This window comes from Sulfurovum sp. XGS-02 (genome assembly GCF_023213175.1).
Taxonomy (GTDB): domain Bacteria; phylum Campylobacterota; class Campylobacteria; order Campylobacterales; family Sulfurovaceae; genus Sulfurovum.
The window spans coordinates 1,309,116-1,331,412 of the sequence record NZ_CP093312.1 but is presented as its reverse complement, the minus strand read 5'-3'; the positions used below and the strand labels follow the sequence as shown (position 1 = coordinate 1,331,412).

Annotated in this window: 25 protein-coding genes; 9 read left to right on the top strand and 16 right to left on the bottom strand. The window is 41.2% G+C overall.

The annotated features are described in order from the left end of the window. The first annotated feature begins 19 nt into the window (after positions 1 to 19). From MN086_RS06600 to MN086_RS06590, 3 genes are read left to right on the top strand one after another with little or no spacing between them, the layout of a single operon-like run. Positions 20 to 883, top strand: coding sequence for a phosphatidylserine decarboxylase (locus MN086_RS06600; RefSeq protein WP_248575223.1), 864 nt, complete (start codon positions 20 to 22; stop codon positions 881 to 883). Between the two features lie 26 nt (positions 884 to 909). Then, positions 910 to 1,833, top strand: a complete 924-nt coding sequence (locus MN086_RS06595; protein ID WP_248575222.1) for a PDC sensor domain-containing protein — start codon at positions 910 to 912, stop codon at positions 1,831 to 1,833. Continuing rightward, on the top strand, positions 1,833 to 2,453 hold the full coding sequence (locus MN086_RS06590; protein WP_248575221.1) for an HAD family hydrolase: 621 nt from the start codon (positions 1,833 to 1,835) through the stop codon (positions 2,451 to 2,453). Before MN086_RS06595 ends, MN086_RS06590 begins: the two co-directional genes overlap by 1 nt. Before the next feature lie 23 nt (positions 2,454 to 2,476). Here the strand turns inward: MN086_RS06590 and MN086_RS06585 are convergent, their stop codons facing one another. Beyond that, positions 2,477 to 3,625, bottom strand: coding sequence for an MFS transporter (locus MN086_RS06585; RefSeq protein ID WP_248575220.1), 1,149 nt, complete (start codon positions 3,623 to 3,625; stop codon positions 2,477 to 2,479). Between the two features lie 129 nt (positions 3,626 to 3,754). Between MN086_RS06585 and MN086_RS06580 the strand changes: the two genes are divergently transcribed. Then, positions 3,755 to 4,459 (top strand): DUF445 domain-containing protein, encoded by a 705-nt coding sequence (locus MN086_RS06580; RefSeq protein ID WP_248575219.1) that lies wholly within the window; start codon positions 3,755 to 3,757, stop codon positions 4,457 to 4,459. Positions 4,460 to 4,516: 57 nt separating this feature from the next. Here MN086_RS06580 and MN086_RS06575 read toward each other — a convergent pair whose 3' ends face one another. Continuing rightward, the gene (locus MN086_RS06575) at positions 4,517 to 5,083 is read right to left on the bottom strand and encodes a bifunctional 2-polyprenyl-6-hydroxyphenol methylase/3-demethylubiquinol 3-O-methyltransferase UbiG (RefSeq protein WP_248575218.1); all 567 of its coding nucleotides are present in this window, start codon (positions 5,081 to 5,083) and stop codon (positions 4,517 to 4,519) included. A gap of 96 nt (positions 5,084 to 5,179) precedes the next feature. Between MN086_RS06575 and MN086_RS06570 the strand changes: the two genes are divergently transcribed. After that, positions 5,180 to 5,959: an exodeoxyribonuclease III gene (locus tag MN086_RS06570; protein ID WP_248577090.1), complete on the top strand. Its 780-nt coding sequence runs from the start codon at positions 5,180 to 5,182 to the stop codon at positions 5,957 to 5,959. A gap of 1 nt (position 5,960) precedes the next feature. Here MN086_RS06570 and MN086_RS06565 read toward each other — a convergent pair whose 3' ends face one another. From MN086_RS06565 to ychF, 4 genes are read right to left on the bottom strand one after another with little or no spacing between them, the layout of a single operon-like run. Continuing rightward, the gene (locus tag MN086_RS06565; protein ID WP_248575217.1) at positions 5,961 to 6,344 is read right to left on the bottom strand and encodes a hypothetical protein; all 384 of its coding nucleotides are present in this window, start codon (positions 6,342 to 6,344) and stop codon (positions 5,961 to 5,963) included. A 15-nt stretch (positions 6,345 to 6,359) separates the two neighbouring features. Further along, positions 6,360 to 6,839: a DUF1456 family protein gene (locus MN086_RS06560; protein ID WP_248575216.1), complete on the bottom strand. Its 480-nt coding sequence runs from the start codon at positions 6,837 to 6,839 to the stop codon at positions 6,360 to 6,362. After that, positions 6,839 to 7,300, bottom strand: coding sequence for a DUF302 domain-containing protein (locus MN086_RS06555; protein WP_248575215.1), 462 nt, complete (start codon positions 7,298 to 7,300; stop codon positions 6,839 to 6,841). Before MN086_RS06555 ends, MN086_RS06560 begins: the two co-directional genes overlap by 1 nt. A 12-nt stretch (positions 7,301 to 7,312) precedes the next feature. Further along, positions 7,313 to 8,416, bottom strand: a complete 1,104-nt coding sequence (gene ychF, locus MN086_RS06550; protein WP_248575214.1) for a redox-regulated ATPase YchF — start codon at positions 8,414 to 8,416, stop codon at positions 7,313 to 7,315. Positions 8,417 to 8,604: 188 nt separating this feature from the next. On the opposite strand from ychF, the gene MN086_RS06545 reads away from it, so the two are divergent. After that, complete coding sequence (locus MN086_RS06545) at positions 8,605 to 10,233, top strand: cation:proton antiporter (RefSeq protein WP_248575213.1); 1,629 nt, start codon at positions 8,605 to 8,607, stop codon at positions 10,231 to 10,233. 26 nt (positions 10,234 to 10,259) lie between these two features. On the opposite strand, the gene MN086_RS06540 is transcribed toward MN086_RS06545, so the two are convergent. Continuing rightward, the gene (locus MN086_RS06540) at positions 10,260 to 11,723 is read right to left on the bottom strand and encodes a leucyl aminopeptidase (protein WP_248575212.1); all 1,464 of its coding nucleotides are present in this window, start codon (positions 11,721 to 11,723) and stop codon (positions 10,260 to 10,262) included. A gap of 145 nt (positions 11,724 to 11,868) precedes the next feature. Between MN086_RS06540 and MN086_RS06535 the strand changes: the two genes are divergently transcribed. Beyond that, positions 11,869 to 12,810, top strand: coding sequence for a hypothetical protein (locus MN086_RS06535; protein ID WP_248575211.1), 942 nt, complete (start codon positions 11,869 to 11,871; stop codon positions 12,808 to 12,810). 10 nt (positions 12,811 to 12,820) lie between these two features. Here MN086_RS06535 and trpB read toward each other — a convergent pair whose 3' ends face one another. The 7 genes from trpB to folD all read right to left on the bottom strand — a co-directional run bounded on the left by trpB (position 12,821) and on the right by folD (position 19,269). Continuing rightward, on the bottom strand, positions 12,821 to 14,068 hold the full coding sequence (trpB, locus tag MN086_RS06530; protein ID WP_248575210.1) for a tryptophan synthase subunit beta: 1,248 nt from the start codon (positions 14,066 to 14,068) through the stop codon (positions 12,821 to 12,823). Between the two features lie 86 nt (positions 14,069 to 14,154). Next, positions 14,155 to 15,255, bottom strand: a complete 1,101-nt coding sequence (locus MN086_RS06525; protein ID WP_248575209.1) for a metallophosphoesterase — start codon at positions 15,253 to 15,255, stop codon at positions 14,155 to 14,157. A 120-nt stretch (positions 15,256 to 15,375) separates the two neighbouring features. After that, positions 15,376 to 15,918, bottom strand: a complete 543-nt coding sequence (locus MN086_RS06520; protein ID WP_248575208.1) for an adenine phosphoribosyltransferase — start codon at positions 15,916 to 15,918, stop codon at positions 15,376 to 15,378. Positions 15,919 to 16,079: 161 nt separating this feature from the next. Next, complete coding sequence (locus MN086_RS06515) at positions 16,080 to 16,658, bottom strand: hypothetical protein (protein WP_248575207.1); 579 nt, start codon at positions 16,656 to 16,658, stop codon at positions 16,080 to 16,082. Between the two features lie 325 nt (positions 16,659 to 16,983). Next, positions 16,984 to 17,442, bottom strand: a complete 459-nt coding sequence (rpiB, locus tag MN086_RS06510) for a ribose 5-phosphate isomerase B (RefSeq protein WP_248575206.1) — start codon at positions 17,440 to 17,442, stop codon at positions 16,984 to 16,986. A gap of 10 nt (positions 17,443 to 17,452) precedes the next feature. Then, positions 17,453 to 18,424 carry a signal peptidase I gene (gene lepB, locus MN086_RS06505; RefSeq protein ID WP_248575205.1) on the bottom strand — a complete coding sequence of 324 codons (972 nt, stop codon included), beginning with the start codon at positions 18,422 to 18,424 and terminating at the stop codon, positions 17,453 to 17,455. Next, on the bottom strand, positions 18,424 to 19,269 hold the full coding sequence (gene folD, locus MN086_RS06500; RefSeq protein WP_248575204.1) for a bifunctional methylenetetrahydrofolate dehydrogenase/methenyltetrahydrofolate cyclohydrolase FolD: 846 nt from the start codon (positions 19,267 to 19,269) through the stop codon (positions 18,424 to 18,426). The genes lepB and folD overlap by 1 nt, the downstream gene beginning before the upstream one ends. An 89-nt stretch (positions 19,270 to 19,358) precedes the next feature. Here folD and MN086_RS06495 point away from each other — a divergent pair, with 89 nt between their 5' ends. Together MN086_RS06495 and MN086_RS06490 are read left to right on the top strand one after the other, a co-directional pair. After that, positions 19,359 to 19,724, top strand: coding sequence for a cytochrome c (locus MN086_RS06495; protein WP_248575203.1), 366 nt, complete (start codon positions 19,359 to 19,361; stop codon positions 19,722 to 19,724). Positions 19,725 to 19,761: 37 nt separating this feature from the next. Continuing rightward, a complete protein-coding gene (locus tag MN086_RS06490) occupies positions 19,762 to 21,177 on the top strand; it encodes a DUF4139 domain-containing protein (protein ID WP_248575202.1) in 1,416 nt (471 codons plus the stop codon). A gap of 39 nt (positions 21,178 to 21,216) precedes the next feature. On the opposite strand, the gene MN086_RS06485 is transcribed toward MN086_RS06490, so the two are convergent. Both MN086_RS06485 and MN086_RS06480 read right to left on the bottom strand, forming a co-directional pair. Further along, the gene (locus MN086_RS06485; protein WP_248575201.1) at positions 21,217 to 21,435 is read right to left on the bottom strand and encodes a cold-shock protein; all 219 of its coding nucleotides are present in this window, start codon (positions 21,433 to 21,435) and stop codon (positions 21,217 to 21,219) included. 281 nt (positions 21,436 to 21,716) lie between these two features. Next, complete coding sequence (locus tag MN086_RS06480; protein ID WP_248575200.1) at positions 21,717 to 22,193, bottom strand: hypothetical protein; 477 nt, start codon at positions 22,191 to 22,193, stop codon at positions 21,717 to 21,719. Positions 22,194 to 22,297: the final 104 nt, after the last annotated feature.

Genomic DNA, 22,297 nt, shown 5'->3' with positions numbered 1-22,297 from the left:
GTATAATACTGCATATATTATGAACCGTTTGTCCAGGGTGACAAACAGTTCGATTACAGGACACACAATGGCTAAACACTTGACCTCGATCATCTCCAGTGCATTTGGAAAATTTGCTTCTAAAGAATTCCCATCACCCATACAACATTTTATCAACAAAGGGTATGTAAAACTGATGGGGCTTGATATGAGTGAGTTTAAAGCACCTACTGAATATCCTACACTGAATAAACTCTTTACAAGAGCTTTTGAAACACCCAGAGCCTTGCCTGAAGAGAAGGATGCCCTGATATCGGGAGTGGATGCACTCATAACGGATGCAGGAACGATCAAAGAAGGTAAAGCCTACCAGATCAAAGGGATGAGTTACAGTATAGAAGATCTTTTTGGTGTATACCATCAGGATGCAGTGGGAAAGGTAGAAGGAGGAGAGTTTATCAACTTTTATCTTTCTCCCAAAGATTACCACCGTTACCATATGCCGATGCGTCTGAAAGTCAAATCATTGACACATATTCCAGGTAAACACTACCCGGTGAACTTTCCCTTGCTTCGCAATAAAGTGGACCTCTTTATTGAAAATGAGAGAGTGGTCATAGAGTGTGAAGATGAGAAGGGAAGGACACAGGTACTGGTACTTGTAGCTGCACTCAATGTAGGTCAAATGGTTGTCACTTTTGAGGAAAAAGTGAGAACGAACTCAGAGATTAGAGAACCGGTACATTATGAGTATGAGGATTTTTGGGTCGAGAGGGGAGAGTTCTATGGCTGGTTCGAGATGGGATCAACGATCTTGACCTTTTCAGAGAAAGGGAGTATATTCCCGGAAGTCGCTATCAATCAAAAAGTAAAATTTACTGATATTTTGGGTAAAGTAATATAGAAGTTTACAAATAAAGGGGAGAAAGTATGCAAATTAAAGAGATAGAAGAGTATGCACAGGTCCGTGCGAAAGCAAGAGCCTACCTTTGCTATATCATAGGAAGACATATTTCTCAAACGATTATAAACGGTGATATTTCTACGGTACTTTCAAAGCTGGAACCGCTTCATGAAAGTATCCCTAATGCAGAGGCGATCTATGCGCTTGATGGCAAAGGTATACAGATCACTGAAAATATCTCCAAGGATAAAAAACTGAGAGGTATCGGTAAAGGTGAGGATAGAAGTGACAGGGCTTACTATTATAAAACACAAAGAGAACACCGTTGTACCCTCACGGAACCATACCCATCCAACATAAGTAATACGATGGTTGTCACGGCATCATTTCCTATTGTAGATGAAAAAGATAATTTGATCAGTATTATTTGTGTAGATATCTCTCTGGCAAATATCCTACGTATGGTACATCCAAGTTCTATCGACTCAGTTTCTGGAAAATTAAGTAAAGTTGCCTATACCGCATTCTCTTTGGCACTGGCAGGTGTTTCACTGTTACTCTTTGTCAAAGGTGTAACGGCATTCTTACATTTTGGCATTGATTTCTCTGCCATTGATATCAATGAGATGTTTAAAGCAACGATCCTTCTTACCCTCTCACTGGCCATTTTCGATCTGGTCAAAGCGATATTTGAGGAAGAGGTCTTGGGTAAGGAGAAAAAAGGGGCTACAGGCGAAGGGCACCAGACCATGATACGCTTTTTGGGCTCCATCATCATTGCGCTGTCCATTGAAGCACTGATGCTTGTCTTTAAGTTCGCGCTCACAGATCCTGCTCAGCTTGAGTATGCTGTCTATCTTATCTCAGGTGTGGCATTACTATTAGTGAGTCTTTCTATTTACGTGAAGTTCATCCAGGCAAGACTTAAAGATACGGAGAAGATGAACTAGTGGAAAAAAAACTGATCATTTTTGATATGGATGGTACTTTGGTCAACTCTTCATTGACCATAGCCAATGCTATCAATTATGTACGTAAAAACCTGGGTTTTGAACCTATGGAACGAGAGTATATATTAAGATTGGTGAATGACCATACGATCAATCCTGCACAAACCTTTTACCATGCAAAAGCATTTGACAGAGACCATGAAAAATGGTTTTCAGAGTACTATACGAAAAATCATCAACGTGAATTGGTACTCTATGATGGGATCAAAAAACTGCTCGATACCCTGAAGGGTAAAGGGCATGATCTGGCAGTAGCGACCAATGCTTACAGAGGTTCAACAATAGAATCACTGACACATCTTGAGGTCTATGAACATTTTGATGCTATCGCCTGTTATGATGATGTACCACAAGGAAAACCACACCCGGATATGCTTCATAAAATACTGGATGAATTAGGGCATAGCAGCCATAGTGCACTTTTTATCGGTGACGGTCCGCGTGACGAATTGGCAAGCAAAAGGGCAGAGATAGACTATATTATGGTCGACTGGGGGTTTACAGACCATACAGATGCTGTACGCAGTGTCGATGAACTGCATACCTTACTGCTGCGTTAAATATTTCTGTTTAATCCATACTTTTATGCTTTAGATATCCTACCTTTTACAAACAGTATCAATGCTGTCGTTAACGCAATACCCGATACGATCAAAAAAAGTTTTTGAATCCCGTATAGGTGTACAATAGGCTGCAAGATCAGCGGGGAAGAGAACTGTCCCAGAAAGAAACTGGATGCAAGTACGCCTGAAGCTTTCCCTCTTTTATGGGCCGGTACTTTCGAAAGAAACCATGAATTGGTATTGACAAGGATCAGGCCAAATCCTATACCAATGAATGCTGTGCTGTAAAAAAGCTGTGCAATGGAGTGGGCTTGGGAGATAATGAAGAGACCTATCCCAAAAAAGATAAACGTGATGATATAGATATGCACATAGGAGAACCTGCCTTTGAGTTTGGCATACTGCCTGGAGGTGAGTGCATTGAAGATCATCGCTGTAGCAATGACCAATCCTATCGTACTTGGTTTGCCGTGCAAAGTCTCAATAATAAGATAAGGCAATTGGGTAGGCAGCATATAAAATAGTACCATTGCAAAAAAAGCGGTGAAGTAGACAGGCCAGAGACTGCTTTCGATCTCCATATCACTTTCGACATGCTTATGCTTCTGGGGCTCATAGAGAGAGGTAAGCAGTAGAGGAAGGAAGAAGAGAGGTAAGATATAGATAGCAAAAGGATAGGACCAGTGAAGCTGTGCAAGCAGACCGCCGGCTGTGATAAATACGATCCCTCCAAGAGCCACGGCCATCCCTTGGATAGACATAAATTTATGCCGTGCCATTTCATCAAGATAATCTCCGATGAGTGCAGTAGAGCTGGTCATGAGCAGTGCAACAGCGATGCCCAATACCGCCCGGCCTACAAGAATGGCATAGAAATTGTCCAGGTAAAATCCCGAGCTTCCGCCGAGTATAAAGAGGGTGATCCCCGTATAAAGCGGCTTTAACCTGCCAAATTTATCTACAATGATCCCGGCTATCGGGGCAAAAAGCGCAATGATGATGGAGGGGATGGTCAACATCAGCTTTGAAAGAAATTCGATATGGGGTAGGGAACTGAATGTTTGACTGATGAGGGGAAGAGAAGAGACGACAGTAATGCCGGACATCACACCCATCGTTGCGATCAGCAGTAGTGAGATCTGTATTTTTTTGTTTATGGTTTTGGACATGGGAATCTTTATCGATGAATTCATTTTAGAATCGATTATACCCTCTTTTTAATATTGGGATATTGAGTAGATAGCGTAATATAATCCAGATTTTGCTATAGTTCACAAAAAATGCAAAGAGGAACTCCGATGTCAAAAACGCTCATCACCGATCTATTTTCTTTACTTCTTATAGGGGTCTCTTTCCTGGTGCCTTCTGGTTATCAAGAGATGCTGTCGTTTGCCGGGCTTTTTGCACTCTCCGGAGCTGTTACAAACCAGCTTGCCATCCATATGTTATTTGAAAAGGTACCACTGCTTTACGGATCAGGAGTGATAGAAAAAAACTTTACGGCTTTCAAGACCGCTATCCGTGAGATGATGATGAAACAGTTCTTTAGCAAAGAGCAGCTGGGAGATTTTTTTACAAAAGAAGAAGAGAAGATAGATCTGATCCCTTTGGTCGAAGGTGCAGACTTTTCTCCCGCTTTTGATGCACTCTCTAAAACGGTGATGGAGTCGAAATTCGGTGGGGCTCTTGCAATGTTCGGGGGTGAAGAAGCATTAGAAGGTTTGCGTGATCCTTTTTCGCGTAAGCTCAAGAGTGCTGTAAGTGCCATCGTCTCTTCTTCTGCTTTTAAAGCACAGCTTGACCATCATATACAAAGCTCAACTTTGAGTGAAGATATGATCGCATCAGTGGAAGCACTGATCACAAGAAGACTGGATGAGCTGACACCTAAAATGGTAAAAGAACTGGTAAAGGATCTGATCAAGGAACATTTGGGATGGCTTGTAGTGTGGGGAGGTGTTTTCGGTGGCCTTATAGGCGTGGTATCGTCAACCTTGATCTAAGAGATCATAAGCCTTAACGGTCATGATCTCAGGTAGGATGCAGCTAGAAATCTTCTCTCAAACCGCTTTTTTCTTTTTAGCGACCATAGACGTTTTCATTGTTTTGTAGCCCCGATAGTCCTCATCCCAAAATTCAGGCAGTTGTAGCAATTCGCACTGACCGGCAAAAGTGGCTTCAAGTTCACCTTCCTTCAGGAGAAAAGCAGGATTGGAGGTGGTACGCTCATTGTCTGGATGATGTAAAAAAGTTTCCATCAGGATGATACCATCGGGTTTCAGTGCCTCTATCATCTGAGGGAAGAGTCTGCGTTCTAAAAAATAGGTACAGACAATAAGGTCATATTTCTCTTTGGGGAGGGTATAGGTATCAAAGTCGACCTCTTCTGCATGGATGTGCGGAATATTCTGAAGCTGTGCTATCGCAACAGAAGAGATGTCTAGTGCATCGACTTGGAATCCCTGGGAAACCAGGTATCTGCTGTGTCTTCCCATGCCACAGGCTATATCAAGTGCCTGTAGTCCAGGAGCCAGTGAAGCATAGTCACTGACGAGTTTGATGGGCTCATCGGACATTGGATTGTGTTGCCATTTTTCATCCCAGCGTTCTTTGTCTTCTTGTGCCATTGCCGCCCTTTTTCTTTGAAGTCTCTTTTGGTATCATTCTATCAAAATAATGAAAAAAATCATATGACTATACGAAAATATGCAGCAGGAGAAAAAATGTCAGAGCGTAAAACACTCACCTTTATATCATGGAACGTCAATGGTATCAGAGCGGTAGAGAAGAAGCAGGCACTCAAGTGGATCGATGAAGAGAATGTTGATTTTTTAGGGCTTCAAGAGATCAAAGCAGAAGCAGACCAGATCCCTGAGAGTATCTTTGAGAGAGAATACAAATTTCAAAGTATCAACTCCTCATCGAACAAAGGACAGTCCGGTGTAGCACTCTATACAGATATCAAGGGTGAAGCATCGTGCTGTGCACATGTGGATATCTTGGATGAGGGACGCATTAATGAATACCACTTTGGTGATATCGCATATTTTAATGTCTATTTTCCCAATGGACAACGTGATGATGAGCGTCTGGAGTATAAAATGGCATTCTATGACCGTTTCTTGGATCATATCAATACCTTAAGAGATGAAGGGAAGTCCATAGTTATATGCGGTGATGTCAACACAGCGCATAAAGAGTTTGATCTGGCACGTCCCAAAGCCAATGAAAAGATGTCTGGATTCTTGCCGATGGAGCGTGAATGGATAGATAAACTCCTCAGCCATGGCTATATAGATACCTTTAGACATGTCAAAGGGGATGAAAAAGACCGTTACAGCTGGTGGAGCTACAGAGCGGGAGCAAGAGGGAAAAATGTAGGATGGAGAATAGACTATTTCTTCGTTTCAGATGATCTCAAAGAGAGGATCATCGATGCGGATATCATGGATCATATCATGGGAAGTGACCACTGTCCAGTGAAGTTGGTTTTGAAGGTTTAGCTTACCCTTTGGTTAAATGCCATCCGGAGCCGTAGGGACATTGATAGATACTAAGCTGTAATCGTTTTCCCTGGGATAGTTTTCCTATCTGTGCTTTGGCAGATACTTCGGAGTCATAGAGGTCTTTGATCCGACCATGACCATCTCTGCAGGAGCATACTTCATTTTTTTGTACTGTGAGGGTATCTTGGCGCTCTTGAGACTCTTTGATTTCTTTGATATGCCCACCCAGTGCATCTAAGCTCTGAACATTAAAGTAGTTTAATATCTGCTTTTTTGAGAGATGAGCCAGGTGAGGGTGGTTTTTTTGGAGGTGTATGAGTATCTCTTCTTTTTTCACCAGTTCATTTTTGATGGTTTGAAGGGATTGTTTGAAGTGCATCATACGGTAGAGCCGGATCTACTCCATCTCTCCCGTATAGTAAAATTCATCCAACCCTTCCAGAAAAGCCATAAGCAGTTCATCGGAACACACTTTGAAGTTCTTATGACCCTCTTTACGGAAGAGGGAAGAAAGCTGCTGTTTGCTGAGCTCAACATCCGCCAGACCAAAGATGATCTCTGTCTCGGCTTCTTTAAGCTCCAGGGCGATACGAAGCTTTTTGAGTATAAGGTTGTTGGTCAGTTCTACTGCTTCATCATCATTTTGTTTTTTTGGAGATGGACCTCTTTTGAGTGTCACCAGTCCATCTAAAAACACACCCAACTCTTCATAGGTGGCAGGTATGAAATCTTTATCTAGACGACGTTTGAGAAGAGACTCCAAATGGGAAGCCTCCATAGGAAACGCTTCAAGCTTGTAGGCTTCCAACATCTCTTCTGTTGTAAGATTCAGTGCCTGCTGTATACGGTAGAGTATTTCATTGGTACTAAGGTGCATTATTTTTTACCTGCTTCCTGGGCAAGGCTGGCCAATGCTATTTTTGCTTTTGTCAATATATTTAAACAGTTCTTGTCTTTAATATTGTGTTTGAGTGACCAGTATTCCGGATTGGTATAGATAAAGCTTGTATCGCCCTCATAGTTTGTTGTGACAAGTATGCGAAGAGGCAGGTCCAGGCCCATGGAAGGATTACAGTTCATCAGTACTGTTCCCATCTTCGGATTGCCAAAGACCACAACCGTTTCAGGTTTCAAATTCATATTGACATTTCTGGCATTGGCCCTATGGTCTATGGTATTAAAATGGGTAAGGCCCTGATCTATGATGAGTTTTTCCAGTTTGGCTACCGAAGTAGCATGATCATTTTCACTCTCTACCGTTTCAAGAAATGTGCCTTTTTTGCTATTACATCCAAGCAAAGTAAATCCGATCAACCCAATCAAAAGTAACTTTCTCATCATAGTCCTTTGTTACACGTTAAATCTAAAGTGCATGACATCGCCATCCTGTACGATGTACTCTTTACCTTCAAGTCTACTTTTACCAGCCTCTTTGGCACCGGCTTCTCCACCACAAGCGATAAAGTCTTCGTAGCTTATGACCTCTGCACGAATGAAGCCTTTTTCAAAGTCATTATGAATGACCGCTGCGGCTTTAGGCGCCGTTGTACCTTTACGAATGGTCCATGCACGCACCTCTTTCACCCCTGCGGTAAAGTAGCTCATCAGTCCAAGTGTATCAAAACCTTTGTGTATGATCTGATCCAGACCGGATTCTGTTACACCGAGATCAGCAAGCATCTCCTCTCTCTCTTCATCATCAAAGTCTACCATATCTTCTTCTACTTTGGCACACAATTTGATCACTTCAGAGTTACGTTCCGCAGCATAGGCTTTGAGTTTTGTCACATATTCATTGTCTTCACTGAGACCATCTTCATCCACGTTCGCACCATAGATGATCGGTTTTGATGTAAGAAGACGCAGGTCTTTATTCATAGCCAAAAAGCCATCACTCTCTTTGTCTGCAAAAGTAGATACTGGATGTCCATCTTCTATATGCGCCAAGAGCGCTTCAGCTACTTCAAGCTGCTCTTTGGCATCCTTGTCGTTTCCTCTTGCTTTCTTCTTAAGCATCTCTATACGTTTGAGTACCGCATCTATATCTGAAAAGAGAAGCTCCTGCTCAATGATCTCAACATCTCTGATAGGATCGATAGAACCTTCTGTGTGAACGATATTTTCATCATGGAAACATCTTACGATATGCAGGATCACTTCTGTTTCACGGATGTTACCTAAAAATTTATTTCCCAGTCCTTCACCTTTACTTGCACCGGCAACAAGCCCGGCGATATCAACGAAATCAAGCGTGGAGTGTTGTATTCTTTCAGGATTAACGATCTTCGCAAGTTCATCCAGTCTTTTGTCTGGTACAGGTACCACTGCTTTATTCGGTTCAATAGTACAAAACGGATAGTTTGCACTTTCTGCATTTTGTGCTTTTGTGAGTGCGTTAAAAGTCGTAGATTTTCCTACATTTGGTAGTCCAACAAGTCCGATGCCTAGTCCCATGGTATTCCTTAAGTATAATAATATTAATACCGCGATTTTAGCGAAATATTGGTGAAGAGGGGGTTAGTTAATATCAGATGTATTCTTATTGACTATAATATAAAGAAAAATGCTTTGTGTCAGATATAACTTTAGTTATGATATAAATATAAAACTTTACTGTAAAAAAGAAAAAACGGGATAGGGTGATGGAAAATGCTTTACTGATTTTAATTATTACGATTAGTATTTCAACCATACTCAATGTCTTTTTAAAAAAATTTGATATCCCCACAGTGATCGGTTATGTCGTAACTGGTTTTGCGATCTCATCTATTTTCCATTTTGCAGAAGACTCCAAGGAGATGTTATCTCATTTGGCAGAGTTCGGTATCGTTTTTCTCATGTTCACCATAGGTCTGGAATTTTCAGTCAATCATCTTAAGAGGATGAAAAAAGAGGTGTTCATTTACGGAACGCTGCAAGTGGTGCTTTCAGGACTTCTCTTCACATTCATAAGTCTTTCCGTGTTCGGATTGGATATAAGGAGTGCCATTGTCATAGGTTCTGCACTGGCACTCTCCTCCACAGCAATCGTCCTGAAAATACTGAATGACAACAACCAGATTCATTCTGCTTACGGGCGTAATACACTGGGTATTTTACTCTTTCAGGATCTTGCGGTTATCCCTATACTTTTGATGGTTTCCTTCTTTACATCGGATACAGAGTCGGTCTCAATTCTTCTTTTGGAGACATCGGCAAGTGCCATATTCGTTTTTTTGATCCTGTTTGTCATCGGGAAATATTTTCTTGAATACTTTTTTGGATGGGTCATGTCCACAGGCTCAGAAGAGATATTTCTTGTTGCTGTACTGCTTGTAGTGATGGGAGCCTCTTTTCTGGCACATGTATTCGGGTTTACCTACTCTCTGGGGGCATTTATCGGTGGAATGATGATTGCAGAGACAAAATACCGCTATCGAGTCGAAACAGACCTTATCCCTTTTAGGGACATACTTTTAGGTGTTTTTTTCGTGACGATAGGGATGATGATAGACTGGCAATCGCTGATCCATTATGGTTATATCATCCTGGGGCTGCTTATAGGGATCATACTGATCAAAAGTCTGCTGATCTTTGGTATTTTGCAGTTCTTTGTGCAAAAAAGAACGGCGCTTAAGACTTCACTGGCTCTCTTTCAGGTAGGTGAATTTTCTTTAGCGGTTTTTGCCCTTGCACGTTCTTATGACCTGATTACTGACGAGTTGAACCAGATCATGATCATTACGGTCGTGCTTTCGATGATACTGACCCCTTTTGTATTGAAAAACATCAGCAAAGTGGCTGACATATTTCATAAAGAACCCGTCGTTCTACGTGATCGGGCACTTATAGGCGGTACATACAAAGATCATATCATTGTGTGTGGGTACGGATCGATAGGACAGAAACTGGTCAAGATATTTAAAGAGAGAAATTTGCTCTATGTCATCCTTGAACATGATGTGAAGGTCGTAGATAGTGTATTGGCCAAAGGAGAAGAGGCGATCTATTTTGCAAATGCTGCACAGAAAATGGTCTTGTCGCATTTTAATGTGAATCACGCTACAGCGATCATCGTGACCATAGAGAATGAGATACAGAGGCAATTGATCTGTGAAAATATTGTCTCTTTTAACTCGAATGTCAATAGTATCGTGAATGTAAACAACACCACAGAAGCAGAGGTGATTGCAGCACTAGGGATCAAACATATCATCAACAGCAGAGATACTATTGCTGATATGCTGGCAGCAGAGGCATTGGCATGCCATCTTCAACTCAAAAAAGAGTAAACTTACTCTTATTTTGAGGATGCTGTTTATTTCTCTTCTTCAGAGAGTTTTTCTATAAACTTGACCATCATTCTCACTCCGGCACCAGAAGCGCCAAAAGGGTTCTCTCCCCATGCATGTTCTACAAATGCAGGACCTGCAATATCTATGTGCGCCCATTTTTCTTTGTGCTCTTCATCGATGAACTCAGAGAGGAATTGACCCGCTGTGATCGCTCCTCCGTAACGTGTATTGGAGATGTTGCATACATCTGCTATCTCAGATTTGATGGTCTTTTTGAGGTATGGGTTAAAATCCAAGGCAGTGGCTAGTTCCCCTGAACGTTTTGCAGCATCTACGACACGTGATTTGACTTCATCAGAGTTCCCCATAATACCTGATGTATAGTTTCCTACACCTACTACACAGGCACCTGTGAGTGTTGCAAGATCAAAGAGATAGTCTGCTTTGACCTCCTGCTGCGCGTAACAGAGTGTATCTGCAAGGACCAGACGCCCTTCAGCATCTGTGTTGCGTACCTCGATGGTTTTTCCATTTTTCGCTACAAGTACATCATCCGGTTTATACGCATCCCCGCCGATCATGTTCTCTACTGCACCTACAAAACCATGCACTTCTACAGGTAAGTTCATCTCTGCTACGGCTTTCATGATACCGATGACTGCAGAACCACCGCTCTTGTCAGACTTCATTGTTACCATGAAGTCTGCAGGTTTGAGGCTGAGTCCACCACTGTCATAGGTAAGACCCTTACCTACAAGCGTCACTACATGTTTTGCATCTTTTGGTTTATGTGCAAGGTGAATCACCCTTGGTCTATGGCGGCTTGCACGTGCCACGGCAAGAAGTGTTTCCATCTTCTCTTTTCTCAGCTCTTTGGGCTTCAGTACTTTACATTTCAGACCGGTTTCATCAGCCATCGTCTCTGCGATCTCTGCCATGACATCCGGATAACAGTCATCAGGTGTTGTGTTGACGATGTTACGTGTGAAGTTAGTGGCATCAGCGACGATCTGTGCTTTATGTATGACAGTAGAAGCTTTTTCTATATCTACCGTATATCCATGATACTCTTCAAGTGAGATAGAGATATGTTTGATCTTTTTCTTGCTTTTTTTTGTCTTATAATTCTCAAACGTGTATGCACCTAAGACAAAGCCTTCCACCATAGCACGAAGAGAGTTTGTACATTTCTCTCCATTAAGGTAGGTTGCGACTTTGATAGATCTGTACTCTTTACCATTGAGTGCTTTAATGGCATTGGCTGCAGCAGTTCTGATATCCTTACTCAGTGTCGAGTCGGCACCCACATAGAGCCTGTCTTTACTTACAAGGATACACGTTTCATCCTGTCCGCCTTCAAACCCTGCTTTTTTTAAGAGTTTTTTATCTTGGACGAACTGATGATCTCTGTTTTTATCGATGACAATGATGACCTCTATATCACCTTGGGTTTCTGCGACTGGAAGTTGTGTTAATTCGAAATTCATGGATAACCTTTGGTTTGTTTTTATTCTATGGAGTATATCAAAATATTGGTAAATACGCCTATGTGAATGAAGTGCACTTCTTATTCTAAAAAGGCTAAAGATACTTTTTGTAGTATACTATGTAAAAAGATCGTAAGGAGAGATGATGCAGTTGATCATTATTGTTATCATGGGAGCGCTGTTGGGATTTATGTATGGGTATACTACAGATGGGTTCATCTTTGATAAAAACATCTGCCTCTTTGCAGGACTTACACTTATCATGCCATCGCTTTTTAAATTCAAGTTAAGCGATACGATGCTGGTATGGGAGTATAGGTCAGTCCTCTTTAAAGGGTTTATAGTCAACTATCTGCTTTTGCCGATCTTTGCACTGATCATCGGTTTTATGACCAATGACTTTGGTATTACTGCAGGACTCTTCTTACTTGCAGTTTTAAGTGGAGGGGGAATGGTGATGCACTGGATCAAAAGATCCAATGCCGATACCTCACTGGGCTTCTTACTTCTCTTTATCAATCTTGTTTTTGTTTCGCTCTCATTATTGATGTTACATCTCTTTGCTACTTACAGTGCGGGGTACTTTGAGGTGACGTATGATGAAAAGATCACTATCAGTAGATTTGTAGAACCGGTGATCACCCTTTTGATCGTGATACCATTTATCGCAAGCAGGGTGGTCCTTTTCATCAAACCTCTGCTTACACTGATCGAAACCTACAGCAAACAGATCAGCCGTACGAGTATCTTTATCATTTTATTTTATCTGTTCGGTTTGCAGAGTTCTCAACTCTTGATCGATATTTATGATTTTGAACCTGAACTCTTTTTTATTGCGCTGATCGCGGTCGTTGTTTTCTATCTACTGGTATTCAGTGCTTCAAAAATGATCTATAATCTGGAATCACCGCAAGAGAGAGCGGCATTCTGGCAGAGTATCACAAGGTATATCACTTTGGCTTTGGTACTCTCTACCTTTTCGGCAAGTACCTTTGGAGTTTCCATGCTTCTGCCTATTATGTTTGCCTATCTTGTACAGATACCTTTATCTGTGGTGGTCAGCAATAAATATATGACCAATGTATAGCAAGTTAGGTTTACGCAAATTGGTCTTTTAGTATATCTTTTGCCTGTATCATATCTTTATCGCCGCGTCCGGAGAGATTGACCAGGATCGTTTTACCTTTGACCTCTTCAGGTTTCATCTTTTTGAGGTAGGCGATGGCATGTGAACTTTCAAAGGCAGGGATGATCCCCTCAGCCTGAGAAAGCCATACAAATGCATCTAACGCTTCATCATCGGTGATATAGTCATATGTCGCGATACCTTCATCTTTTAAAAAGGAATGCTCCGGCCCTATACCAGGGTAGTCAAGTCCTGCTGAGATAGAGTGTGCTTCTTGTACCTGGCCATCTTCATCTTGAAGGATGTAGCTCAGTTGACCGTGAAGTACACCCGGACTTCCTTTTGCAAGAGAACATCCATGTTTAGAATCAAGTCCAAATCCACCGGCTTCTATACCGATGCACTCTACGCTTTCATCTTCCAAGAAGTGGTTAAAGATACCAAGGGCGTTCGACCCTCCGCCGATACAGGCGATCACTTTGTCCGGAAGACACCCCTCGACTGCATTGAGCTGTTGCTTCGCTTCCCATCCGATGATAGACTGAATGTCACGTACCATCATAGGGTATGGGTGAGGCCCTGCAACGGTACCGATGATGTAGTAGGTGTCACGTGCATTCGTTACCCAGTGTCTGATGGCATCATTCATTGCATCTTTAAGTGTTTTACTCCCAGATTCAACGGCATTGACTTTGGCACCAAGCAGTTTCATACGGAAGACATTAAGTTCCTGGCGTGCTGCATCTTTGGCACCCATAAATATTTCACACTCTAGCCCAAAGAGTGCTGCAACTGTAGCCGTTGCTACACCATGCTGACCTGCACCGGTCTCTGCGATCACTTTTTTCTTACCCAGTCTCTTTGCAAGTATCGCTTGTGCAACAGTATGGTTGATCTTGTGTGCACCTGTGTGGTTAAGGTCTTCACGCTTAAGGTAGATCTTTGCATCAAGCTCTTTAGAGAGGTTCTCAGCAAAGTAAAGAGAAGAGGGGCGACCTACGTAGTGTTTGTAGTAGTGGTCCACTTCAGCCCAAAAGTCTTTATCAAAACGTACTGCTTCATAGTCAAGTCTAAGTTGTTCAAGTGCCGGCATCAGTGTTTCAGGGACAAAACGTCCGCCAAAACCTACCTGTCCATTTTCAATGCTGCCAAAATGCCCCTGCTCATCGGGATCATGCGGGCTAGGTTTAGGGATATATATTTCTTTATGTAAGTTCATCTGTTTCTCTTGTATAGTAATTGGGTAGATTATATCGTATGGGAGGTTATAAATTGCCTTATGGTGAGCGGATGAGGCGAGTCAGATCAAACAATGTAAGCGATCTCAGCTTGTGAATCCAGTCTCATGGGCGGTCCCCAAAATCCGATACCGCTATTGACATAGAGATGGCTGCCATTGGGAAGTCGGTGCAGTCCTTTGACATAGGGCTGCTGCAATCTTACCAAATGCCCGAAAGGCCAAATTTGTCCACCATGTGTATGTCCGCTGAGTATGAGGTCAGGTTTATAGTTTCCAAGCTCTTCTATATATTTGGGTTGGTGGGCCAGGAGTATGGTCTTATAGGTGTCATCGCACCCTTTAAAGGCTTTATCTATATCCGGTTCGAGCAGGTTCATACGATAGCCTATAAGGTCTGTTACACCTACGACATTGAGCTGTAATGCATCTATCTTTACATTCTCATTGAGCAACAGTGTGAGCTTTGTGCTTTTGATAAACTCAATGATCTCCAGGGGATTGTGAAAAAACTCATGATTACCAAAAATATAGTAGATGCCGTGTTTGGCACGGATATTGTCAAGTTCTCTAATACTCTCTTTTATCTCTTCCAGCGCAGTATCGACAAGATCGCCGGTTATAAAGACTATGTCCGGTTTGAGTGCATTGATCTTAGAGACAGAGGCTTTGACAAAATCTCTGTCGATCAGGCCGCCTATATGAAAATCACTGATCTGGATGATAGAAAAATCAAAATGATCAAACTCCACTACATTGACAACTGGCTCCTTCATCCCCTCATAGGCACCGGCACTGACATAAGAGGTTGAGAGTGCGATCAACGCAGCATCACCACTGTTCTTCATGAAGTTTCTTTTCGAAATGTCGACACTTCTGAGTGTTTTATGAAAGAGGTTAAGCACTTCATGCACAATAAGATATAAAAGAAGCACAAAAGAGATACCGATGGAGAGAGAGAAGAGATAATAAAAAGGCGTGTTGATAAGATCCGTATAACGGCCTACGACATAGAATATATTGAAAATGAAATTGAGGCTTAAAAAGAGGGTGAAGGTTTTTTTGACTTTTTCAGAGACCAGGAATTTCTTGATCACTCTTGAGTAGAAAAGGTAATGTATAGAGAAGAAAAGGAGGAGAAACAGTGAAAAAAACAGATAAACTCTCATGGTACTACCTTTAGCATATGTTACATTATACACTACATTGTTTATTATGTTATAGAAAAAGTGTCATATCGTCAGAATGGACTTTGAATAGTGCCTTTATGGCCTAACACACTATAAAAGTTAATCTATCTCCAAAACAGAATAGACAGGGGCATCGAATCCTTGACGTCCATTGAGGAAAGCAAGCTCCATAATGAAACATGCTTCTACGCAATTTGCACCCACTTTATCTATGAGGTTCGCAGCAGCTTTTGCTGTCCCGCCTGTGGCGATAAGATCATCTATGAGGAGTACATTCGGATTTTCTTTCTCACCAAATGCATCGATATGTATCTCTACTTCGTCAAATCCATACTCAAGGCTGTATTTTTCAGCCACAGTGGTATAGGGTAGTTTTCCTTTTTTTCGAACAGGCACAAAACCGACACCCAGTCTATCAGCTAAAATGGAGCCAAAGATAAACCCTCTTGCATCTATACCTGCAATAAAATCCAAGTCATAACTTTCATAACGGTTTGCAAGGTGTGTCATCAGCGTGTTAAAAGCATCCGGGGCAGAAAGGAGGGTTGTAATATCTTTAAAGATGATACCTGGCTTTGGAAAGTCATGGATATCTCTAATGCTGTCCAGAATGATTTTTTTATCTTCGGAGGTGAGTGTCATGTTGTTTCCTTGGGATTAGACTGTTTTGTTGGATTAATTGTAGCATAGTTGCTTGAAGGTTGTATTTTTAATGGCGTTCGGTCCAGTATAGCCATTTAACTTCAGAAACATTTCAATGTATCTAAAGGAAAATGGACATTTCTACTCCGAAAAAGTGAAGATTATTTGTAGATATTTTCGATAAAGGAGATCGTCCTCATTTTTTCAAATGCTTTTTTTTCGATGTTCTTTACCTTCTCTTCATCCATATTCCCACCTATCGTATATGCTGTATCTTTATAGAATCTTTTGAGTATAATGGTTCTAAGAATCACATAGATCTCCATAGGATCAATATATGAGAAGATTTCATTCCAAGTAAGTTCATCTTTGACCCTTGCCTGAAGAGACCTTTCTATCTTCACTGCCCCGTCACTGAATATAGCAGAGATGATATGTGTATTTTCAAAGATGATCTTTGGAGAGTAGAGTTCCATTTCTAATCTGAAATCAATCATATACAAGGTCCTACTCATAGTTCTCTCTCTGAGTCTTCTGGAAACATTTCTTAACTCTTTTTTAAGTTTTTGTCTTCTTTCCCAAATAGAGTCCAGCACATCATTTGCTTCTTTCAGAGCCCACAATGCCACATCATGTTCTCTGTCCATCTCCTCTAGTTTTTCTCCCAGTTCCTTATATAAGATCTTGTCTTTTTCTTGTTTGATATAATCGATTTCAGCGTCGTCCATTCTGTTTGTCATTGTCATGATCCTTTTCCCTAATCGTATAAGTACACTCTGAACATATCTAATCCCAATCTCTTTTACAAACTATTTATAGTATATATAAAATATCCTGCCAATACAAGAAGTATGACCATTATTGATCTTTTTACTGATTATTTGTGAAATAACTATACAGTGATTAAAATTTCTTATGTTGTTTGGATATAAGTAAAAAATGTGATTCTGAAAATATGCAAGAATGTCTGGTAACGCTATAGATGCTACGCAGGTCTATATACCCGTTACAAAAGAGATTTATAAGGGTAGGGCAGTCAGCCCTTTGGATACTGTGCAGTAAATATTAACCTAGGTCTGAACCGAACGCACACACACTTTCTATCTTTGCTACACGTCCGGTATGTCTACCGCCTTCAAACTCTGTATTTGCAAAGGCTTCTATCATATCTTCTATGACCCCTTTACCTACCACACGTTCACCAAAACAGAGGATGTTCGCATCATTGTGCTGTCTGGTAAGTTTTGCCGTATAGTGATCGTGGCAGAGTGCGGCACGGATACCGGGTACTTTGTTCGCAGCGATAGAGATACCAATACCTGTACCACAGATAAGAATACCAAAACTGCCTTTGTCAGCAAGTACGGCATCTGCACATTTTTTTGCAAAATCAGGGTAGTCCACTCTGTCTGCAGAGTCAGGTCCAAGATCAATGATCTCATGCCCCAATGATCTCACAAAATCTTTCACGTAGGCTTTAAGTGCGTATCCTGCATGGTCTGTTGCAATGTAAAATTTTTTCACGTATTCCCCTTTACTCTATAGGTTGTTCTGTCTGTATCGTTTCAATGCGTCTTCCTACTCGTCCCCAGCGGATGGTAAAGCGTTGCTTGTTCCAGAGATCTTCACAGGCCTGAGAATCGATGGCTATATCACCGCATAAACGTCTGAGTCTTGCATTATCCTTCCCGCTGCCGTATGCATCACCGTTGAGTACACTCTCATAGGAGCGGTGTTCCAAACTCATATAGTTCAGCCAAGGCTTTCCTACGATCAACTTATAGGGAACCGCACCCCAAAAACGGCTGTCGTTAGAGTTGTCACGGTTATCACCGATCATATAGAAGTGGTCCTCATCTACTTTTGTATAGAGGGCATTGACACCTTTCCCCGTGATCTCATAGGTAGGCGTATCAAGACCATCCACATAGACAGGTACCATGTCGATCTCTTTATTGTATGCATAGTACTGTAAAAGTCCCTCAAAGATATTGACACCTTCAGGAGCATACTGTATACCCGGATATTTAGACATATAAGGGTTTTCTACCCAAAGTTTGCCCCTGAGTGAGACGATCTTATCGGCAGGATACTCCGCTTTCATATAGGCATCACCTTCATGAAAGTGAATCAGGAGTTTTTCATTGGCATAAAGTATTTCATCTCCACCTACAGCCACACAACGTTTGACATAGTGTATTTTATGGTTTTTTGGATAACGGAAAATAACAATATCTTCTCTTTGAGGCCTAGGCCCTTCTATCAGGTGTCCATTACCGTTAAAATCAGGTAATAGCGGGATCTCCACCCATGGCAGGTGCGGGGTAGGGATCCCATAGGAAAACTTCTTGGCAAACAAAAAGTCACCTATCAGCTGTGTTCTTTTCATCGAGCCTGATGGAATGACAAAAGATTGCGCCACAAAAAAGATGAGAAACAGTACGATGATGATCGTCCCAGTCCATGAACTTGCAAAACGGCCGGAAGCCTGTATAAAACCTTTCATTATGCTCTGGCTTTTGCTGATTTAAGTGTATTGCTTAAAAGCATCGCTATGGTCATAGGACCTACCCCGCCCGGTACAGGAGTAATGTAAGAACATTTTGGACTCACATTTTTAAAGTCCACATCCCCAACCAGTGAACCGTCCTCTATACGGTTGATACCGATGTCGATCACGATGGCACCTTCTTTTACCATATCCTCTTTGATAAGCCCCGGAACACCTACACCCACGACCACGATATCTGCTTGACTCGTATGTGCTTTGAGGTCCTTGGTATAGATATGGGTAATGGTCACTGTCGCTTCTGCATTGAGAAGGAGGGAGGCCATAGGTTTACCGACGATGTTACTCGCTCCTACGACACATACATCTTTACCTCTGAGGTCTATCTCATACTCTTCAAACATTTTCATCACACCAAGTGGTGTACATGCTACGAAACTGTCAAGTCCTGTGACCAGACGACCTACATTATAGGCATGGAAACCATCCACATCTTTTTTCGGGTCTATCACTTCGAGTATCTTGTCCGTATCTATATGTTTAGGTAAAGGAAGCTGCACCAATATACCATCTATACGAGGGTTGTTGTTCATCATCTCTATGGTTGCTATGATCTCATCCTGGCTGATCGTATCAGGCATGTTGTGCGTGATAGAGTAAAACCCTACATTTTCGCAGGCTTTTGCTTTCATGTTAACATACGCATGACTGGCAGGATCATCACCTACGAGGATCACTGCAAGTCCGGGAACGATATTTTTTACTTGTTTGAGTTGTGCGACTTCAGTAGCTATAGTAGTTTGCACTTTTTTGGCTAAGGATTTACCATCGATGAGTTGCATAGAGCGCCCTTATATTTTTTATTGTATTATATCAAAAATACTTTAGGCAACGCAGTTTTGCCCTGTTTGGAGTGAACGTTGACAGTATCATGAGACTATTATGGATATTACTCCCTTTAATGGTATGGGGACAAGAAGATTTTATTTCACACTATGAGTATGGTGAAATGCTCTATGCCAACCCTAGAGGCGTAAGCTGTTCACAATGTCATGGAGAGAGCGGTGAAGGCCAGATTATTGTTGAATATAGAGATATACATGGAAAACAGGCTTTAAAAGGTTCAGATATACGTAGAGACTCACTCGATGATATGATCAAAGCCGTCAATACCTATCATAAAGTGATGCCCCGTTATTATTTGACCAATGAAGAGGTCAAAGCGATCTATGATTATCTGCAAAAGAAAAATGCAGACTATTTATCACAATTTACAGAGAGTAACAGTACAGAATAATTGGCTATAATCGTTCTTATACTAAAAAGGATGATCGATGAAATTCACTACTTCTCTTAGCATACTACTTTTATCCGGAAGCATGAGCTATGCTTCTTCCCTTGCTGTCTATCAGGACAATACTTTTTACAAATTCAAACCTACTAACAATTTCATAGGCTTTTCAAAAGGGGTAAAAGCAAAGTGTGAGGGAAACACACTTCCACTTACTATGAGTTCCGGTTGTCCTTTGGATGATAGGTTATGTCAAGTTTTGACAGGTTTGAAAAATGCAGAGCAGACGCTGCAGGCTGTGCAGCAAAATAGTAAGTTTTTAGTCCGACTTACATCGCTTCCCCAACCTGCGTCTGTTGATGCTGATCTCTTGATAGCATCTGCAAAAGAACTGGGAGAGGCACAGGCAAGACTTTTAGAAGAAGAGAAGGGGTTGCGTCAAGAGATAGAAATTCAAGAGAGAGCATTTGACAAACAGGCACCAAGCAGAAGAGCAATAGAGAGTGTGAAACGATGCGATCAAGAGCTTGAGCTTACCCTTCCTTACGGGTATGTCTCTTTTTCTACAGCTTATGAAGCCGATATCAAAGATGAAAAAGAAGTAGAGGTCACACAAACTCTCTCCATAACCAATAGAAGCGGTATCGATATCGAAGCAGAGAGTGCCAGGTTCTATTATCGTTCATCCAAACAATATCTGTACCCAACACATTTTCATCCATGGATCGTCAGGAAGTATGAACCAAAGCTGCTGATGGAAGCAAAAAAAGCTATGGCTAAAAGAGCACAAATGGACATGCTTATGGATGTTGAAGGAAGAGAGGTGCTCTCTGCACCGGCAGTTTCCTATGAAGATGCCAGAGAGTATAAGATAGAAAAACTGAGCTTGCCTTCAACCGGCGTACCTTTGGATGTCAAAGTCTTGGAGTGGAAAGCACCGCTCTCCTGTGAAGTCCGTGCCTACCCTTATACCAATACCAAAGCATTTCATGTCTGTTCATTTGAGCCAAAATATCAAATAGAAGATCACCAATGGAAAGTAAAGTCTTCCGATGAACTGATCAACGAAAAGGCACAGGGAGAGTACAAAGAGGGGAGATACGACCTCTATACAAAGGTAGAAGAGGACATCAAAATAGAACGTAAGCCGATAGTCAATAAGGAACGGGAAACGGGTATATTTGGCGGTACTGTACGTAAGAAAGATGGCTATAGACTAACGATCACGAACAAATCAGATAAAGAAAAAAAACTGACACTGATCGAACGTATACCTACATCAGAAACCGAAGAGATCAAATCAAAACTTTTAAGTATTAATGCAAAGAAAGATGTAGACTACAAAGTGCTTAAAGAGGGACAAATAGAGATGAAACTTACCTTCGCACCCTATGAAATGAAAAAGATAGAAGTATTGTTCGAATTATCGTATGATAAAGATCTGAAAGTGAATTATTAAGGAGAATAAAGTTGCAGGCTTAAAGCCTGCTAAGCACTATTAAAGTGCCGTGACGTTCTCAGCTTGAGGGCCTTTTTGACCTTCACCGATTTCAAATGTTACCGCTTGACCTTCGTTCAATGTTACACGGCCACCGCCTTCGTTGTTCACTTGACGAAAGTGTACGAATACATCGTCTCCACCATTTTCTTGCTGAATAAATCCGTAACCTTTTTCATCGTTGAACCATTTAACAGTTCCGTTTACTAATGCTGCCATTTTTTGTACCTTTGGGTAGTAATTTACACTTATAATTAAGTGGAATCCAAATCAGAGAGAAGTCTTTCGAGGGTCTAGCAATAACACTTAACACACGAAAGATGAACTCGAACCTCATCTTTCATCAACTATATTGTAGCCTGTTTTTTCACTTATAAGCTTATTTAAAATAAATATATTTATTTTAAATATATTTTACTGTGTACATACGTATACTATCCGATATACAGGGGCTTTCAGGGTTATTACTGTATATCTATTCGCTTACTCTTTTTAGCATATTATATAATTTCTGTTAATTTTAAAATCATATTATTAAGTTCTTTGGCTGCTTTGGCAGCGGCTTTTTGCGCTTCGTCTCTAGCATCATCATAGATATGTAGGAGCTCTTTTTGCTTCTCTTCCCAAAGATCTTCACTTTCCATCTTTGCAAGATGCACTCTCAGTGCCGCAATATCCAGTTTTTCTTGTGCGTTATTTGCAATTTTATCAGTAAACTCACGTGTAGTCTCTTGAATTTTTTCAACTCTGTCACGAGCCTCCATAAGCCCTAAATGCCCTTTGAGTTCTGCTTGGTCTTCAAAGTGGTCATAAGTCTCTTGAAGTTTTTCATCGATATGTGATAATTGTTTTTTAAGGTCGTGCCAAAAGACATTGACCTCTTCTGTGAAGTCCTCACTTTTTGCTTCCAGATATTTTTCCATTTTCTTTAGGGACGTTTTACTCTCACCGATGATCTTCTTGAATTCTTTTTCCATTTTGATCTCCTATATTGATGTATGAGATTATTATAGCATTTTTAGACGTTTGATATTTCAATAAAGATACGGTTGCAATCTATAGCGCATATATTTACCTGGAG